Origin of the sequence: Flavobacterium suzhouense, from assembly GCF_042684765.1 — a bacterium.
GTDB classification, from domain to species: domain Bacteria; phylum Bacteroidota; class Bacteroidia; order Flavobacteriales; family Flavobacteriaceae; genus Flavobacterium; species Flavobacterium suzhouense.
Genome location: NZ_JBHUMD010000001.1, coordinates 135386 through 150597 on the forward strand (window position 1 = coordinate 135386; position 15212 = coordinate 150597).

General features: G+C 36.3%; 19 protein-coding genes. 14 read left to right on the top strand and 5 right to left on the bottom strand.

Annotation, left to right across the window (positions count from 1 at the left end; translation table 11 throughout):
- Positions 1 to 561: 561 nt before the first annotated feature.
- Positions 562 to 720 (bottom strand): lmo0937 family membrane protein, encoded by a 159-nt coding sequence (locus ACFSR3_RS00620; protein WP_114758548.1) that lies wholly within the window; start codon positions 718 to 720, stop codon positions 562 to 564.
- A 185-nt stretch (positions 721 to 905) separates the two neighbouring features.
- Here ACFSR3_RS00620 and ACFSR3_RS00625 point away from each other — a divergent pair, with 185 nt between their 5' ends.
- Entirely contained in the window at positions 906 to 2252 is a 1347-nt protein-coding gene (locus ACFSR3_RS00625; protein WP_379819241.1) for an FAD-dependent oxidoreductase, read from the top strand.
- Between the two features lie 107 nt (positions 2253 to 2359).
- Here the strand turns inward: ACFSR3_RS00625 and ACFSR3_RS00630 are convergent, their stop codons facing one another.
- Positions 2360 to 2626, bottom strand: a complete 267-nt coding sequence (locus tag ACFSR3_RS00630) for a DMT family protein (RefSeq protein WP_379819242.1) — start codon at positions 2624 to 2626, stop codon at positions 2360 to 2362.
- A gap of 430 nt (positions 2627 to 3056) precedes the next feature.
- On the opposite strand from ACFSR3_RS00630, the gene ACFSR3_RS00635 reads away from it, so the two are divergent.
- From ACFSR3_RS00635 to ACFSR3_RS00675, 9 genes are all read left to right on the top strand, one after another.
- The gene (locus tag ACFSR3_RS00635; protein ID WP_114758545.1) at positions 3057 to 3896 is read left to right on the top strand and encodes a MotA/TolQ/ExbB proton channel family protein; all 840 of its coding nucleotides are present in this window, start codon (positions 3057 to 3059) and stop codon (positions 3894 to 3896) included.
- Between the two features lie 88 nt (positions 3897 to 3984).
- Complete coding sequence (locus ACFSR3_RS00640; RefSeq protein WP_379819243.1) at positions 3985 to 4635, top strand: ExbD/TolR family protein; 651 nt, start codon at positions 3985 to 3987, stop codon at positions 4633 to 4635.
- Positions 4636 to 4655: 20 nt separating this feature from the next.
- Positions 4656 to 5222 (top strand): ExbD/TolR family protein, encoded by a 567-nt coding sequence (locus ACFSR3_RS00645; protein WP_379819244.1) that lies wholly within the window; start codon positions 4656 to 4658, stop codon positions 5220 to 5222.
- 27 nt (positions 5223 to 5249) lie between these two features.
- Positions 5250 to 6077, top strand: coding sequence for an energy transducer TonB (locus ACFSR3_RS00650; protein ID WP_379819245.1), 828 nt, complete (start codon positions 5250 to 5252; stop codon positions 6075 to 6077).
- A 10-nt stretch (positions 6078 to 6087) separates the two neighbouring features.
- Complete coding sequence (locus ACFSR3_RS00655; RefSeq protein WP_379819246.1) at positions 6088 to 6315, top strand: hypothetical protein; 228 nt, start codon at positions 6088 to 6090, stop codon at positions 6313 to 6315.
- Between the two features lie 14 nt (positions 6316 to 6329).
- The gene (locus ACFSR3_RS00660) at positions 6330 to 7250 is read left to right on the top strand and encodes a PstS family phosphate ABC transporter substrate-binding protein (RefSeq protein WP_379819247.1); all 921 of its coding nucleotides are present in this window, start codon (positions 6330 to 6332) and stop codon (positions 7248 to 7250) included.
- Positions 7251 to 7294: 44 nt separating this feature from the next.
- Positions 7295 to 8989: a tetratricopeptide repeat protein gene (locus tag ACFSR3_RS00665; protein WP_379819248.1), complete on the top strand. Its 1695-nt coding sequence runs from the start codon at positions 7295 to 7297 to the stop codon at positions 8987 to 8989.
- Between the two features lie 100 nt (positions 8990 to 9089).
- Positions 9090 to 9722 carry a 7-carboxy-7-deazaguanine synthase QueE gene (locus ACFSR3_RS00670; protein ID WP_379819249.1) on the top strand — a complete coding sequence of 211 codons (633 nt, stop codon included), beginning with the start codon at positions 9090 to 9092 and terminating at the stop codon, positions 9720 to 9722.
- A gap of 18 nt (positions 9723 to 9740) precedes the next feature.
- The gene (locus ACFSR3_RS00675; protein WP_379819250.1) at positions 9741 to 10142 is read left to right on the top strand and encodes a DUF2059 domain-containing protein; all 402 of its coding nucleotides are present in this window, start codon (positions 9741 to 9743) and stop codon (positions 10140 to 10142) included.
- A gap of 45 nt (positions 10143 to 10187) precedes the next feature.
- Here ACFSR3_RS00675 and ACFSR3_RS00680 read toward each other — a convergent pair whose 3' ends face one another.
- Positions 10188 to 10898, bottom strand: coding sequence for a class I SAM-dependent methyltransferase (locus ACFSR3_RS00680; RefSeq protein ID WP_379819251.1), 711 nt, complete (start codon positions 10896 to 10898; stop codon positions 10188 to 10190).
- A 42-nt stretch (positions 10899 to 10940) separates the two neighbouring features.
- On the opposite strand from ACFSR3_RS00680, the gene ACFSR3_RS00685 reads away from it, so the two are divergent.
- Genes ACFSR3_RS00685 through ACFSR3_RS00695 form a run of 3 tightly spaced genes read left to right on the top strand, consistent with a single transcriptional unit; the run spans position 10941 to position 12075 of the window.
- Entirely contained in the window at positions 10941 to 11432 is a 492-nt protein-coding gene (locus ACFSR3_RS00685) for a YkgJ family cysteine cluster protein (protein WP_114758535.1), read from the top strand.
- 24 nt (positions 11433 to 11456) lie between these two features.
- Entirely contained in the window at positions 11457 to 11840 is a 384-nt protein-coding gene (locus ACFSR3_RS00690; RefSeq protein WP_379819252.1) for a VOC family protein, read from the top strand.
- Positions 11827 to 12075, top strand: a complete 249-nt coding sequence (locus ACFSR3_RS00695; RefSeq protein ID WP_379819253.1) for a hypothetical protein — start codon at positions 11827 to 11829, stop codon at positions 12073 to 12075. Before ACFSR3_RS00690 ends, ACFSR3_RS00695 begins: the two co-directional genes overlap by 14 nt.
- On the opposite strand, the gene ACFSR3_RS00700 is transcribed toward ACFSR3_RS00695, so the two are convergent.
- Together ACFSR3_RS00700 and ACFSR3_RS00705 are read right to left on the bottom strand one after the other, a co-directional pair.
- Complete coding sequence (locus ACFSR3_RS00700) at positions 12072 to 12275, bottom strand: hypothetical protein (protein ID WP_114758532.1); 204 nt, start codon at positions 12273 to 12275, stop codon at positions 12072 to 12074. The genes ACFSR3_RS00695 and ACFSR3_RS00700 overlap by 4 nt on opposite strands.
- An 88-nt stretch (positions 12276 to 12363) precedes the next feature.
- A complete protein-coding gene (locus tag ACFSR3_RS00705) occupies positions 12364 to 13638 on the bottom strand; it encodes an exo-beta-N-acetylmuramidase NamZ family protein (protein WP_379819254.1) in 1275 nt (424 codons plus the stop codon).
- 7 nt (positions 13639 to 13645) lie between these two features.
- Between ACFSR3_RS00705 and ACFSR3_RS00710 the strand changes: the two genes are divergently transcribed.
- The gene (locus ACFSR3_RS00710) at positions 13646 to 14881 is read left to right on the top strand and encodes an ABC transporter permease (protein WP_379819255.1); all 1236 of its coding nucleotides are present in this window, start codon (positions 13646 to 13648) and stop codon (positions 14879 to 14881) included.
- Positions 14882 to 15212 lie beyond the last annotated feature (331 nt).

Sequence of the window (15212 nt, forward strand, 5' to 3'; positions counted from 1 at the left end):
TAGTAATGATTTAAAAAATTTGTTATCAAATTGGAAATTTAACGATTAAAGGGTTTTTAAAATCGACGAACTACCTCTTTGGTTTAAATATCACAACATTGTTAATTTATGTTAATAAAATATTGACTGTCAGTTTAGTAGTTTACTTACAGGCTTTTTGTTTTTAATGATTAAATACAGAAACGATTTTTGTCTTTTTTAATATACTTATGGTTTATCCAAAATAAAATGCACGAAAGTTGCGATTTTAACATATCTGAATTTTTATATGAGTTTTTTTTCTGTAGATAAATTCTTTAGTAAAAAAACCGATTTACAATTCATAATAGCTTTTTGAGTAATAATTTTGAATATGGTTTGTAAGGTATTGTCTAATATATTGTTGTGCAAAAATCATGAAACAGTTTAAAAGTGGTTTAAAAATGAATAAAACTGCGGTTTTAGCATTATTTTTATTTGTTGTTTGATTTATATTATGGATCCTTGTCATGAGGATACCTGACGTAATAAAAAAGCTCTCCATTCAGAGAGCTTTTTTAAAAGTATTTTAGGCGATTGGATTTATGGCCTGTTTCCTGTTGCCAATCTGTATAGCACTCCAATAATTGCTAATACTAATAATATATGAATAAGGCTTCCTACTGCTTCGCCAAATCCAAAATATCCTACTGCCCATCCTATTAAAAGGATTACTACTATTAACCAGATTAAATCTCTCATAACGTTATATTTTAAATTAGTTAGTGAGATAAAATTACTTCATTAAGAGCAGGGGTGTTAATTAATTAAGAATCCTTTAATAGCCAAAAATTTCTTAATAAAATTGAGTCGTAAATAAAATGATTAAAAACAGGAGTGTAGAAGTTTTAATTAAGTATTTTTGTGGTTGTTATAGAATAAATTTCATGCAGACTCCAATAAAGATTGCTGTTGTTGGTTCAGGACTTGTCGGATCACTACTTGCAATATACCTAAAAAGGGCTGGGCATACCGTTCATGTGTATGACAGAAGCCCGGATATTCGAAAAATAAATTTCTCTGGAAGGTCAATAAATCTTGCTATGTCTAATCGCGGCTGGAGAGCCCTTGATGATCTTGGTCTTGGAGATACAATACGCGAAATAGCGATTCCTATGGATAAAAGGGCTATTCATCTGGTAGATGAACCTTTGAGTTATCAGCCTTATGGTAAGGAGGGGGAATGCATTTATTCTATTTCCCGCGGGGTTCTTAACAGACAGATGGTAACTTTGGCGGAAGCAGAAGGCGTTGAGTTCTTTTTTGAAAGTCGTGTTTGGGATGTAACGATGGCAGATGCAACCCTTCATACAGGTGAAACTGAAAAGGGACCATGGGATGATCTTAAATATGATATGGTCTTTGGAGCTGATGGTGCATTTTCAAGAATACGTCATAGAATGCAGCGTCAGAATATGTTTAATTACTCGCAGGAGTTTTTGAATACAGGTTACAAAGAATTGAATATTCCGGCTAATCCTGACGGAACGCATAAGCTGGATAAAAACTCTTTCCACATTTGGCCAAGGCATGATTTTATGCTCATTGCAATGCCAAATCTTGACGGTAGTTTTACCTGTACCTTATTCATGCCTTTTGAAGGGGAGAATTCATTCGAATCTTTAAAGGACAAAGAGACGCTTGAAGCTTTTTTTGCTAAACATTTCCCTTCAACTATAGAGGTGATACCAAATTTGGTGGAAGATTTTTTCAAAAATCCTACAAGTACACTGGTAACGATGAAGTGTTATCCGTGGACATTTGAAGATAAGGTAGCGCTTATAGGTGATGCTGCCCATGCTATTGTGCCTTTTTATGGACATGGTATGAATGCAGGCTTTGAGGATATTACTATTTTGAGTCAGTTAATGGAACAGTATGGTGATGACTGGAAAACTATTTTTCAGGAATATCAAAAAAGCAGAAAGCCAAATGCTGACGCCATAGCTGAATTGTCGTATCGCAATTTCATGGAAATGCGTTCGAAAACAGCTGATGCCAAATTCCTTTTACAGAAAAAGATTGAAAAACACTTTTCGGAAAACCACCCTGATAAATGGCTTCCTTTATATAGTAGAGTAACATTTAGCTTTAGGCCTTATGCCGAAGCGCTTGCAATAGGTGACCATCAAAAGGCAATTATGGACGAGGTTATGCTGATGCCTGATATTGAGAGTAAATGGGATACACCGGAAGTTGAAGCCAGAATACTCGAGTTGCTTACGGCTAAATAAGGGTAATCATTTTTTAAACATAAAGTATACTGCTAGCACTAAAAATACAAGTCCTATTACGTGATTCCAACGGAAGTGTTCGTCTTTGAAGAATAATAGCATGAAAGCTAAAATACTATTAATGTGATTACTTCCTGAATTACTTTGAGCTGCATCAAGGAAAAAGGACTGCCGTTATCTTTATATCCTATGTTATTAGCAGGGACCTGAAAAAAGTACTCAAAAAGGGCTAATCCCCAGCTTATAAATATGACCGCAATCAATCCGGGGTTGCCAAACCATTTCATTTCTTTGAATTTAAAGTGTCCATACCATGCAAGTGTCATGAATATATTAGACAAGATTAACAGGATAATAGTAGTTAAGGCTTTCATAAGGTAGAAATGACTTTAAGGTGGGTAGCTAAAACGATTTAAAGTTTAAAAATTAGCTGAAATTAAGGCTCAAAAGCCAGTGTTAATTTAAAATTAAGCTTTAAAATCAATATATGGCTAAAAATTAATAGTACTGCACAATAAATCGGTTAGATTTGTGTTATTTATAATTAATCTATATTAAATTCAAATAATTAACAATTAGTAACGGGTTTGAATTGGAAAAATTAAACAATGTATAGTGAATTAGTGTAAAGTAATGGTTTTGCAATGTTTATCTTTACAATAAATTATTGTTAAGAATTGATAAAAAAAACCATTTTATTTTTTTTTATGGCTTAATGCTATAAATTTGCCAATCTTATACAAAGAAAATTTTAACAATAAGAAACTATTATTAAAAAATCAGAAAACTTAATTTTTAAAAAAAATGGCAAACGCATCTATTCAGAAGGTTGAGAAAAAGGAATCAGGATCAGGATCTAACATTTTCGCTGGAGCAGCGATGATTTTATGTATCGTAGTAGGTATCCTGGTATGGAAATTTATTATGGGAGCACCTTCAAACTTCCAGGACAATAATCCAGAGGGTCACCCACTACCGGGTAACTACCTTGCAATGGTTTATAAAGGAGGGTATGTAGTACCTGTGCTTATGGGACTTTTCCTTATGGCAGTGGTATTCTCAATCGAGCGTTTCTTCGTTATCAGCAAAGCTTCAGGTAAAGGTAACGTTGAGGCTTTCCTAAGAAAAGTTCAAACTCAAATCTCTAACGGTAACATCAACGAAGCTATGGCTGAGTGTGATAAACAACAAGGTACTGTTGCTAATGTTGTAAAAGCAGGTTTATTAAAATACGAAGAGGTTAAAAGAGAAGGTTTTGACAGCGAAAGAGCTGAAGCTGCTATTCAGCAGGAAATCGAGCAGGCTACTTCACTAGAGATGCCAATGCTTGAGAAAAACCTTGTGGTTATCTCTACACTAGTATCAGTTGGTACGCTTATGGGTCTATTAGGAACGGTAACAGGTATGATCAAGGCGTTCTCTGCTCTTGGTGCAGGTTCTACTCCGGATTCATCTCAGCTTGCAAATGGTATCTCTGAAGCACTTATCAACACTGCTACAGGTATTGGTACGTCTGCGCTATCAATCATTTTCTACAACATCTTTACGTCTAAAATTGACAAACTTACTTACTCTATTGATGAGGCTGGATTCACAATTGTACAAACGTACAGAAGATTCAGATCTCGTGCTAACCAGGCATAATTCAATAGTAGAAGTATAACAATATATGGGTTTTGAAAGTGCATATTGCATGCACTTTCAGCTAGTCCATAGCTAATAAAAATCAATAATGGCTAAAGTTAAAATATCAAAGAAGAGCACCAGGATTGACATGACCGCGATGTGTGACGTGGCATTCCTACTGCTATCGTTCTTTATTATGACAGCTACCGCAAAGCAGCCTGAGCCAAAACCGGTTGATACGCCGGCTTCAACGGTACTTGAGAAATTACCGGAAGAGGGTGTGGCTACTATTACGATAGGTGATAAACAGGTGTTCTTTACCATCCCTCGCGATGCGAGAAAAGGAACGCTTGAGCGTATTTCTACTGAATATAAAATTCCTTTCTCTGAAGAAGAATACAAAGCTTTTACAAGTATGGAGGGTTTTGGAGTTCCACTTAATCAGCTTAAAGGTCTTCTTGCTCTTGAGCCTGCAAAAAGAAATGAAGGTAATCTTCAGAAAGGTATACCTTATGATTCAGTAAATGATCAGTTAGGTAACTGGGTTAAATTTGCAAGACAGGCGCATAAACAACTTCAGGAGGAAAAAATCCAGGCTGGAGAACTAGCGCCTGAGAAACTGAAGGATCTTGATATCGCTATTAAAGGTGATGCTAAAGAAGATTATCCAACTGTAAAAAGGGTAATTGATATCCTGCAGGAACAAAAGAAAAACAGGTTCTTCCTTGTAACCGGTTTAAGAGACGAAAACTTTTAATTTTATAAACACACTATAAAATGGCAGAATTAAATACCGGCGACGGCGGTGGCAAGAAAGGCGGCAAGGTAAGAAGTAAAAAATCGAATCCGGGTGTTGACTTAACAGCGATGGTGGATTTGGCTTTCCTTCTTATTACGTTCTTCATGCTTACAACAACGCTGTCCAAGCCGCAGTCTATGCCGCTTGCAATGCCGGATAAAGATGTAGACCAACCTAAGAAACCTGATAATTTCAAAGTTGATGAATCAAGGCTTATGACTATTCTGGTTGGTAAGGATAATAGGATTTTGTGGTACAGAGGTAGGTTTGAAGCTCCTGTTGAGGCACCTACTGAGGCTGCATTTGGTAAGGATGGTATCCGTAAGGACCTGATTAAACAAATTGCTATCGGTAAGGCTATTGCTGAAAGAGATGGTAAAAAAGATCAGGGGCTTATCGTGAATATTAAAGTATGTGATAAGGCAAGTTATAAAAACCTTGTTGATATACTAGATGAGATGGCGATAACACACCCCCAGCTTTATGCTATCGGTGATATTACTCCAGGAGAAATTGACCTTTTAACTAAATCAGGCATGTACTAGTCTGAAAGTTATTTAAAAAATAATTATATGTCAAAACTGAATATTTTTAATAAGTCATGGGTTGATATGGTCTTTGAAGGCCGTAACAAGGCGTATGGAGCTTACCAGCTTCGTACCGAAAACCCAAAGACTACTGTAAAGGCACTTATCATTGGGGCAATATTATTTACTTTTCTTATCTCAACACCTATGATTGCAGATAAGTTAGGTGATCTTGCTGCAAAAGAAAAAGAAAGTGATGTGGATAAGGTAATCGAGGTAATTGATATTCCGCCACCGCCTGAAGAAGAGCCGCTTCCACCGCCACCGCCACCAGTAGAACAGGTACAAGCTCCAAAATCTATTGTGGAAGAGGTGAAATTCAAACCACTTGAGGCTGCTAAAAAAGAAGAAGTGCCGGATGATCCACCGAAAACGGAGCAGTTTAAAGAAGCTGATCCAAGTTCAAGGAACGCTGAGGCTAGCCCAACTGGTGATGTTAACATCGGTAAACCATCAGGTGATCTTGATAAAGGAGTTGAGGCTCCGGATAACACGGTTTATAACTCTGCAGGTCTACAGGTTCAGCCTGAATTCCCAGGAGGTATACAGGCTTTCTATGGTTATGTAATGAAAAACTTTAGAACACCTGAACTTGAGCAGGATATGACAGCTAAGATCTATGTTTCTTTCGTAGTTGAGAAAGACGGTAGTATTACAGCTATCAAGATTTTGAGAGATCCGGGTTATGGACTTGGTAAAGAAGCGGAACGTGTACTTAAGTCAATTAAGACTAAGTGGAGTCCGGGTATCCAAAACGGAAAACCGGTTAGGGCTTCTTACAATCTTCCTATTACGATCAATATTAAATCATAAGGAATCTGGGATGCTTTCAAGAAGACAATCTCAGGAAGACACTCAGAAATCGCCCATAAAGCGATTTCTGTTTGTTTTAGGTATGCTGTTTTTTATGCTATACCTTGCACTTGGCCTTACACTGATATTCTGGAAAACGATTCCGCTTAATATCACTTATAATGGCAGACTGGCCTTTGGAATACTGCTTATTGCTTATGCTTTTTTCAGGTTTATCAGGCTATGGCAAAACAGGTAATTCATAGTATTACAATGAAACACACGTATAAAATATTTGCTTCTCTTTTAATTGTTGTTTCTGTTTTTTCATGTAAAGATGAAAAAGCTACAGGCGAGAAAAAAATAGAAGAAACACTTACTTCGGGCACTACAACTATTCTTGTCGATAATACGGTTGAGCCTGCTGTTGATGATATATTACAAGTTTTTCATAGTGTTTACCCAAGGGCTCATATTACTCTTGTAAACAAATCAGAAACTGAAGTAGTAAAAGATCTTGTAGAAAATAAAGCAGGAGTTGCAGTTATGTCAAGATTGCTTACTGATGAGGAAAATGCTTATTTTGTTAAACGTAAGATCACTCCACAAATTACTCAGTTTGCTAGTGATGCAGTAGCCTTTATTACTAATAAAGCTGCTAAAGACACTGTAGTAGAACTTAATGAAATTTTAAAGCTTGTTAAAGGCCAAACTTCAGATAAAGTTCAGAAATTAGTATTTGATAATGCTAATTCAAGTACCGTAGGTGTACTCTTAAACATTGCCGGAGTTAAGCAACTTCCTTCTCAAAATATTTATTCGCTTAAAACAAATGAGGAAGTTATTCGTTATGTACACGACAATCCCGGTTCAATAGGTGTTGTTGGTGTAAACTGGTTGTCACAGCCAACGGCAGAAATGTCTAAAATTGTGTCAGATGTCACTGTTTTGGCAGTTGATAATGTTAAAATTGACAAAAGTGTCAAAAGGTACTATAAGCCTACTCAGAGCAATATAGCCACGGGTTCTTACCCCTTAATACGCAAAGTTTATATGTTAAATTACAGCGGTAAAGATGGCTTAGGCATGGGTTTTGCAACTTACATAGGTGCATTCGAAGGCCAGCGCATTATTTTAAAAACTGGTTTGCTTCCGGTTAAGCTTCCTTACAGGGAGATTGAAGTGACTAATTAATAGTGCATATAAATTTGAACAAGTAGAATTATAAAATAATACAAATGAAAGAGTTGAAATTTCTCGGTTTATCATTGTTATTTTTTGGCGTTGCATCCGCACAGGATGTAAACGAAGCAAAGAAAGCTATTGATGCCGAACAATACCAAAAAGCAAAAACAATATTAAATTCGCTTATCTCATCTTCACCGGATGAAGGAAAAAACTACTTCTTTTTAGGGGATGTCTACCTTAAGCAAACGGAGCAGGATTCTGCTGCGATTTTCTTTAACAAAGGTAAAGCGGTTAAAAATAATGCCGAATTCAATAATATCGGACTTGGACAGATAGATCTAAATGCCGGAAATACTGCTGCGGCTCAGGCTAAATTTGATGCTGTAGAAAAAGAATTAGGAAAAAGAGATGTTGAGCAGCTTATATATATTGGTCGTGCTTATATCAATGCTGAAAAACCGGATTATGCTAAAGCGATAGCTGTTTTAAACAAAGCTGTTGCTAAAGATTCTAAATCGGCTCAGGCTTATCTTAGCTTAGGTGATGCTTACTACGGTGAAAGAAAACAAAGCGAAGCATATTCTGCTTATCGTAATGCACTACTTTATGACAGTAGCTTGTTAAGAGCTAAGCTTCAGATGGCAGTTATCACTAAAAACACCAGAGTTGCTTTCCCTGAAGCAATTAAGGCTTTTGATGCTATCGTTGCTTCAAATCCTAATTATGGTCCGGTATATAGGGAGCTTGCTGAGACATATTATATCTGGGGTGTAACTGAACCTGCTAAGAAAAAAGAGTACAATGCTAAAGCGCTTTCATACTATGAAAAATACATGACACTTACGGATTACTCTCTTAACTCTCGTATGAGACGTGCTGATTTCCTTTTGCTTACAGATGATTATAAAGGTCTTGAAGCTGAAGCGCTGAAGATGCAGCAAATGGATAAAGTTAATCCGAGAATACTTCGTTACCTTGCTTATTCTCAATATGAGAATGGTAAGTATGCTGAAAGTTCAGCTTCGATGAAAGAATGGATCGCTAAAGCTGATCCTAAGCGAATCATTGCGCGTGATTACCTTTATTTAGGTCTTTCTAACCTTGCATCAAGCGTTGGTCAGGATGCTCAGGGTAATGCAATAATTACTAATCAGGCTGCTTTTGATGAAGCAATTGCTAATATTCAGAAAGCTGCTCAAACAGATATCAACATCACAAATGAGTTTGGGGCTGTAGGTCAGAAACTATTCAAACAGAAACTTTATGGCCCTGCGGCTGTTGTTTACGGAGTTGCTACAACAAATCCGGATAATAAAAACCTGATGGCTGATAATTTCTTCTACGCGTATTCTTTGTATTTTGATCACGTAAACAAATCGGCAGAGGCTCAAAAAGGTAATGTTGAGAACCTGAAAAAAGCAGATACTGCTCTTGCTAAAGTAATAGAACTTAATGCTCAGTCTCAGGATGCTTATCTTTACAGAGCTAAAGTAAACAGATATATTCAAACTCCTGAGGCTCTAAAAACTATGGCTGAATCATATGATAAATATATCGAGATTGTTAACGCTGCAGGTCAGGCTGAAGTAACAAAACAGAAAAAGAACTTGCTTGATGCTTATTCAAATGCAGGTGCTTACTATGCTGTAACTGACAAAACAAAAGCTACAGAATATTTCAATAAGGCACTTGCCCTTGATCCAAATGATGAGTATGTAAAAGGACAACTTAAGTCTTTAAAATAATATATCTTCATAATACTAAAACCGGTGGCATTGCCATCGGTTTTTTATTTGCTTAAAATAAAGGGATTAATGCTTATCTTTGCACCCTGTTTGAAATATCATGCTGAAGAAGGAAATACAAATACAGGTCGAAAAAGGAGAGATGCTTCCATTAATGGAAGAATTCTATACCATTCAGGGAGAGGGTTACCATACAGGTACAGCTGCTTATTTTATTCGTGTGGGTGGTTGCGATGTTGGCTGCCACTGGTGCGATGTAAAAGAAAGCTGGAATGCAGAGCTTCATCCGCCTACTGAGACTGATGTTATAGTAGCTAATGCTGCTAAATATTGCAAAACCATTGTGGTAACCGGAGGTGAGCCACTTACCTGGGATATGGGGCCGCTTACCTCAAAACTTAAAGCTGCTGGTTTAAGAGTACATATAGAAACTTCGGGTGCTTATCCTTTGTCAGGAACATGGGACTGGATTTGCCTTTCGCCTAAAAAAACGAAACTACCTACAGATGATGTTTATGCACATGCACACGAGCTGAAGGTGATAATTCACAATAAACACGATTTCATTTTTGCCGAAGAGCAGGCTGCTAAAGTTAATGGAAATGCTATACTTTTCCTTCAGCCGGAGTGGAGCAAAAAAGAAGAAATGACCCCGCTTATTGTTGATTATGTAATGAATAATCCTAAATGGAGGGTGTCTTTACAAACACATAAGTATCTTAATATTCCGTAAATTCAATTAACAACCAATATGAAAAAACTATTTTTAACATTGATCGTGCTTTTTGCAGCACAGGTAACTTTCGCTCAGGATGCTTTTAAACAAGATATCGTGAAATATCTTAATCTTAGCGGACAGCGTAAAACTTTTGAACTACTTGTGAAAGATCTTTCAAGCCAGATTCCGGTTGAGAAACAAGCTGACTTTAAAAAAGACCTTAATGCTTCTCTTGATGATTTGATGAACAAAATGGCTGATATTTACATGACAGAGTTTACTCATGAAGATATCAAAGCTGTAATTAAATTTTATGAGTCTCCGGTAGGTAAAAAGCTTACTGATAAATCAGCAGTGCTTTATGAAACAGGAAATGCTGTTGGCCAGGAATGGGGAATGGGACTTCAGACTATGCTGATGAAATACATGCAATAAGCAGTAATTGAGATATAAAAAGAGCGGTTTTAAAACCGCTCTTTTTTATTTTAGGTGTGTTATCTTTGCCAGATAATCATAATGTTCACCTTCAAGTATCAGTTCGCAATTCAATCCATTGGCATGTGCTGCGTTTTGCAGGGTATTGTAGTCTACATATAACCATGGAAAAGTATCTTCTTTCTCATTCTTATAAGTTAGTGTAAAGGTCAATTCACCATAATAACTTTCTGAGGGAATCCATTTTCCTCCGTCTTCATCTTCATCAAACATATAGATGATATCTGAGGAATCAATCAGTATCTGTCCGCCATCAGTCAAAAGTGATTTTAGCTTTTGTAAATAAGCTGAGATCTTAGAAAGCTTTTCAAAAATTCCTGTTCCATTCATTAATAGAAGGATAGTGTCAAACTTTTCATCTTCTATTTTCAGCATATTTTCTACTCTGGCATTATTTAGCCCACGTAACCTGCATGCTTTAATTGCATTTGGCGAAATATCAATAGACGTCACATTCAGTTTCTTTTCGTTTTGCAGATATATCGAATGGCTGCCGGCTCCACAGCCGATATCCAATACTTTGCCTTTTGCCAATTGTAGTGCCTTCTGTTCAATCTTTGGCATTTCCTTGTAGCCCCTGAAAAGATAAGCGACACTCATTTCATCTTCTTCTGATATTGAAGTTTCGGTGATAATGTCTTCCGGAGAATTTCCGGTTTGATAGTCTAATATTGCTTTTCCAAAAAGGTCTTTCATTTTTTTATACTTTTGCCTGATGATTGATAAATGCCCTGCGTGATGGATAACTTTTTAAAGCAGCTTCCAAAGCTTGCCAAAGATAAGCATAACGAAAACAAAAAGTTTTTTGATAAGCTTAAAAAGAAAGCACCTAAAAATTTAGATTATATTATGCAGGAGTTGCATGATAAAGAATTTAAAAGAACAGATTGTCTTACCTGTGCCAATTGTTGTAAGACAACAGGTCCGCTTTTTACCATTGCCGACATCGAACGCATTTCTAAACATTTTCGCCAAAAGCCACAGCAATTTATTGAGCAATATCTTCGTGTAGATGAGGATAACGATTATGTATTGCAAAGTGTACCCTGTACTTTTTTGGATAGCGAAAATTACTGTATGATATATGATGTTCGTCCAAAAGCATGTCGTGAGTTTCCTCATACAGACAGGAAGAAATTCCAGCAGATATCAAATCTGACTCTAAAAAACGTTGCAATATGTCCTGCGGCTTACAATATCGTAGAGGAAATGAAAAAGAAAATTGTTTAGTTTTGTTTCTTGAGTAATTTAGATATGTCACAATTTACATCTTTAAAACCAATACTCTATACCAGAGCGCTAACTGATACGGTAAAATTTTATACAGAAGTTCTGGGTTTTGTATGTTTAGCATTTGAAGAGGCCTGGGGATGGGCTTCCTTGGTTAAGGATGATGTGGAACTTATGTTCTCATCTCCTAATGAGCATATTCCTTTTGATGCGCCTCTGTTTACCGGTTCATTTTATATAGTAACAGATAAGGTAGACGAACTTTGGGATGCTTATAAAGATAAGTGCAAAGTGTGCTATGAACCTGAGAGCTTTGATTATGAAATGCGTGAGTTTGCTATTTATGATAACAATGGTTACCTGCTTCAGTTTGGACAGGAAATAAAACAAGAAAATGAAAACATCTAAAAGAATATTATTACTTGCTGTACTCTCATTAATAATTGCTACGGTATTATTCTTTATAAACCGAAGTGTTATTGTAAAAACCAGTTTTGGGGATAAGGTAGGTGAGATAATATTTTTATCAATACCTGTCTTTACAGTAGTACTGATCTTGTTTTTCGTAAACAGAGCATTGATAAGATCTGTGAAAGGTTTAAAAAACAAAAAACCTTCCGCAGGGGAAGGTCTTAATCGTTAAGCAGCTTCGTGATGCTGTTTCAGTTCGGCTACAAAATCTGATATACTATGAAGTTTCTCATCGATATATTCTAGTAGTCCTTCAATACGATCTCTCAGATCGATAAAGAATTCGATTATTTTATCTACATATCCTTTCATTTTCTCAATGAAGTCTACAATGTAACCTATAATGTTGTCTATGGTTTCCGGAATATTCATGGCTCCTGTTTTTTTAGATTAGTACTGAAAATTACAAAACAGCTGTTGTATAAGGAAGCACTTTGTAAAAACATTAAGATTTACAGAGCTACTCGGTGTAAATAAGGTATTTTTTACGCGTTTGCTTAAAACTTGACAGACCGGTTTCCCAGGTTTTTCTTATATCATCTTCGCTCATACCGCTCTCTATTTGTTGCTGTAGTTTTGTAGTACCGGCAAGTTTGGTAAAGAAAGGGATGAAGAATTTTGATTTATCTTCTGTGCCGTTGTAAGCTTTAATTAACCATTTTAGTTCAAGTTGTTTTACTTTCGGTGCTTTTGAAAGGTCTTCGCCATAACATAATTTGCCTTTTAAAGGAGGTTCTTTAGCACCTTCATTGGGTTCTGGTGTAAAACTGAAACTGAATTTTTCTTTTGGAAGCAAAGGAGAACCATAAATCTGGAACTGTTTGTTCGTACCTCTGCCTAGACTCACGTTTGTACCTTCAAAAAAGCAAAGGCTTGCATATAGATTTATGGATTGGTCGTTTGGCAGGTTTGGCGATGGCTTTACAGGAAGGCTATAAAATGTATCTCTTTTATAATTTGTACATGGAATTACAGTGAGCTTACATTCAACGCCATTTTTCAACCACTTTTCACCGTTGATCATTTTGGCATATTCTCCAATAGTCATTCCATGAAGTACAGGAATAGTATGCATTCCTACAAAACTTGTATTTTCTTTCTCAAGTATTGGACCGTCTACAATACCTCCATTAGGATTTGGCCTGTCTAACACTATAAGAGGAATGTTTTGCTCAGCGCATGCCTCCATTATATAATGTAATGACGATATATAGGTGTAAAATCTTGCTCCCACATCCTGTAGGTCAAAAATCAGGATATCGATACCTTGCAGTTGCTCCGGTTTAGGCTTTTTGTTGTTACCATAAAGCGATATGATTGGCAGTCCGGTTTTAGTATCTTTTCCGTCCTTTATAAGTTCACCGGCATCGGCAGTTCCGCGGAATCCGTGTTCAGGTGCATATATTTTTTTGATGTCGATTTTCTTCTCCAGTAAATAATCCACAATACTTATATAATTGTGTTCGGTTTGACTATGACTTGTGTCGCTCTGATTAATGACACCAGTTTGATTGGTGACAATACCCACCTTTTTATTTGTTAGTAGAGGTAAATATTGATTGTAATTGTCCGCTCCGGTTTTTATGGGTGTAGTAACCGCTGCTGTATTTGAATTGTTTTCAGTTATAATTTTCGACTTTTGGCTGTCTACTTTTGGCTGGATTGAATTTCCGCAGGCTGCCATCAGTATAAATGAGAATAAAAATGTATTTTTGAACAACGAATAAGATACCATAAGTCAGTTGAATTTAGAATATTTCATAGCCCGAAGGCTGGTTAAGTCAAAGAACCATAAAAGTAGTATATCTGCACCAATTATAAAAATTGCCATTATTGCAATTGCTGTTGGTATTATAATGATGGTAATTGCCATTGCAACAGGTGTTGGTCTTCAGGATAAGATTCGCGAAAAGGTGTCTGCCTTTAACGGGCATATCATAATTTCGAATTTTGACGACAATCAGTCTGAGGTTAGTGTCGAGCCATTGTCCATTCATCAGGAATTCTATCCCAGGTTTAAAACCGTAAGCGGTGTAAATCATGTTCAGGCAATTGCATCAAAAGCAGGTATTATCAGAACTGCTGAAGCCTTTGAAGGAATTGTGTTTAAAGGGGTGGGTAAAGAATATAAATGGGATGTGCTCAATGAGTATATTATCGAAGGGCGTAAACCGGATTTAACACATAACCTGAATAATGAAGTGCTGCTGTCGCAGTATCTGGCTAACAGACTGAATTTAAAAGTAGGAGATACCTTTAATACTTTTTTCATGAAAGAAGGAGGGAATGGTATGCCTAACCTTAGGGTTTTTGAGCTGGTTGGTATTTACAATTCAGGTTTTCAGGAGTTTGATGCTACATATCTGATAGGAGATATTCGTCACGTTCAGCGAATTAATAAATGGAAAGAGGGGCAGGTAGGATCTTTTGAGGTTTTTATTGATGATTTTAGTCAGATTAAAGAAAAAGGTGAAGAAATCTATCACGCCATACCGCCTACATTGAATTGTCAGACTATTCAGGAAAAGTATTTTAATATTTTCGAATGGCTAAAATTGTTTGATACCAATATTCTTGTCATAATCGTAATTATGATTATTGTTTCTACTATTAATATGGTAGTGGCGTTATTGGTTCTTATATTAGAGCGTACACAAATGGTTGGGATGCTCAAGGCATTGGGTGCTACGAACTGGTCGGTACGCAAAGTGTTTTTGTATAATGCGGCTTACTTAATAATAAAAGGATTGTTTTGGGGTAATACTATAAGTATAGGTTTACTGCTTATTCAGAAGTATTTTGGAATTATTCAGTTACCTCCCGAAAATTACTATGTTACTGTAGCGCCCGTTGCGATAGATGTTCCTGCTATATTGCTTATAAATGTAGGTACAGTAATAATATGTTTAGCGCTTTTATTGATACCATCTTATATTATTACAAAGATTTCCCCTGTAAAAGCATTACGCTTTGATTAGATTTTAGCTTCTTTTATTATACAATCCCGCTCTGTCGGGATTTTTTGTATTTATATATAAGAAGTTATTTTCCTACTTTTTGGTCGGCAGGATGCCGCTTCAATCGGGCCTGCCTGCTGGCAGGCAGGGCTAAGAAATCCGATTTTGCTGCATATTTTTCAAACTTCAGACTAAAATGAGAGTACTTTTTGCATACTTTTCAAAACAGTGGACTGGTTGACCCGAAAAACCTGAAAAAACTTTCGCTTACAAAACTACTTATATCAGCAAGTTAAGTCTAAAGGTTAAAAAAATGTCAAAAAAAGGTTTGTAAAAGTTTGCCAAAGCGGAA

Excerpts from the sequence above, each read along its gene's own strand:
- ACFSR3_RS00620 (WP_114758548.1), bottom strand. The coding sequence starts at position 720 with ATGAGAGATTTAATCTGGTTAATAGTAGTAATCCTTTTAATAGGATGG.
- ACFSR3_RS00700 (WP_114758532.1), bottom strand. The coding sequence starts at position 12,275 with ATGAATATTCCGGAAACCATAGACAACATTATAGGTTACATTGTAGAC.
- ACFSR3_RS00660 (WP_379819247.1), top strand. The coding sequence starts at position 6,330 with ATGAAACACACGTATAAAATATTTGCTTCTCTTTTAATTGTTGTTTCT.
- ACFSR3_RS00685 (WP_114758535.1), top strand. The coding sequence starts at position 10,941 with ATGGATAACTTTTTAAAGCAGCTTCCAAAGCTTGCCAAAGATAAGCAT.
- ACFSR3_RS00630 (WP_379819242.1), bottom strand. The coding sequence starts at position 2,626 with ATGAAAGCCTTAACTACTATTATCCTGTTAATCTTGTCTAATATATTC.
- ACFSR3_RS00690 (WP_379819252.1), top strand. The coding sequence starts at position 11,457 with ATGTCACAATTTACATCTTTAAAACCAATACTCTATACCAGAGCGCTA.
- ACFSR3_RS00705 (WP_379819254.1), bottom strand. The coding sequence starts at position 13,638 with ATGGTATCTTATTCGTTGTTCAAAAATACATTTTTATTCTCATTTATA.
- ACFSR3_RS00650 (WP_379819245.1), top strand. The coding sequence starts at position 5,250 with ATGTCAAAACTGAATATTTTTAATAAGTCATGGGTTGATATGGTCTTT.
- ACFSR3_RS00645 (WP_379819244.1), top strand. The coding sequence starts at position 4,656 with ATGGCAGAATTAAATACCGGCGACGGCGGTGGCAAGAAAGGCGGCAAG.
- ACFSR3_RS00640 (WP_379819243.1), top strand. The coding sequence starts at position 3,985 with ATGGCTAAAGTTAAAATATCAAAGAAGAGCACCAGGATTGACATGACC.
- ACFSR3_RS00635 (WP_114758545.1), top strand. The coding sequence starts at position 3,057 with ATGGCAAACGCATCTATTCAGAAGGTTGAGAAAAAGGAATCAGGATCA.
- ACFSR3_RS00675 (WP_379819250.1), top strand. The coding sequence starts at position 9,741 with ATGAAAAAACTATTTTTAACATTGATCGTGCTTTTTGCAGCACAGGTA.
- ACFSR3_RS00665 (WP_379819248.1), top strand. The coding sequence starts at position 7,295 with ATGAAAGAGTTGAAATTTCTCGGTTTATCATTGTTATTTTTTGGCGTT.
- ACFSR3_RS00655 (WP_379819246.1), top strand. The coding sequence starts at position 6,088 with ATGCTTTCAAGAAGACAATCTCAGGAAGACACTCAGAAATCGCCCATA.
- ACFSR3_RS00695 (WP_379819253.1), top strand. The coding sequence starts at position 11,827 with ATGAAAACATCTAAAAGAATATTATTACTTGCTGTACTCTCATTAATA.
- ACFSR3_RS00625 (WP_379819241.1), top strand. The coding sequence starts at position 906 with ATGCAGACTCCAATAAAGATTGCTGTTGTTGGTTCAGGACTTGTCGGA.
- ACFSR3_RS00670 (WP_379819249.1), top strand. The coding sequence starts at position 9,090 with ATGCTGAAGAAGGAAATACAAATACAGGTCGAAAAAGGAGAGATGCTT.
- ACFSR3_RS00680 (WP_379819251.1), bottom strand. The coding sequence starts at position 10,898 with ATGAAAGACCTTTTTGGAAAAGCAATATTAGACTATCAAACCGGAAAT.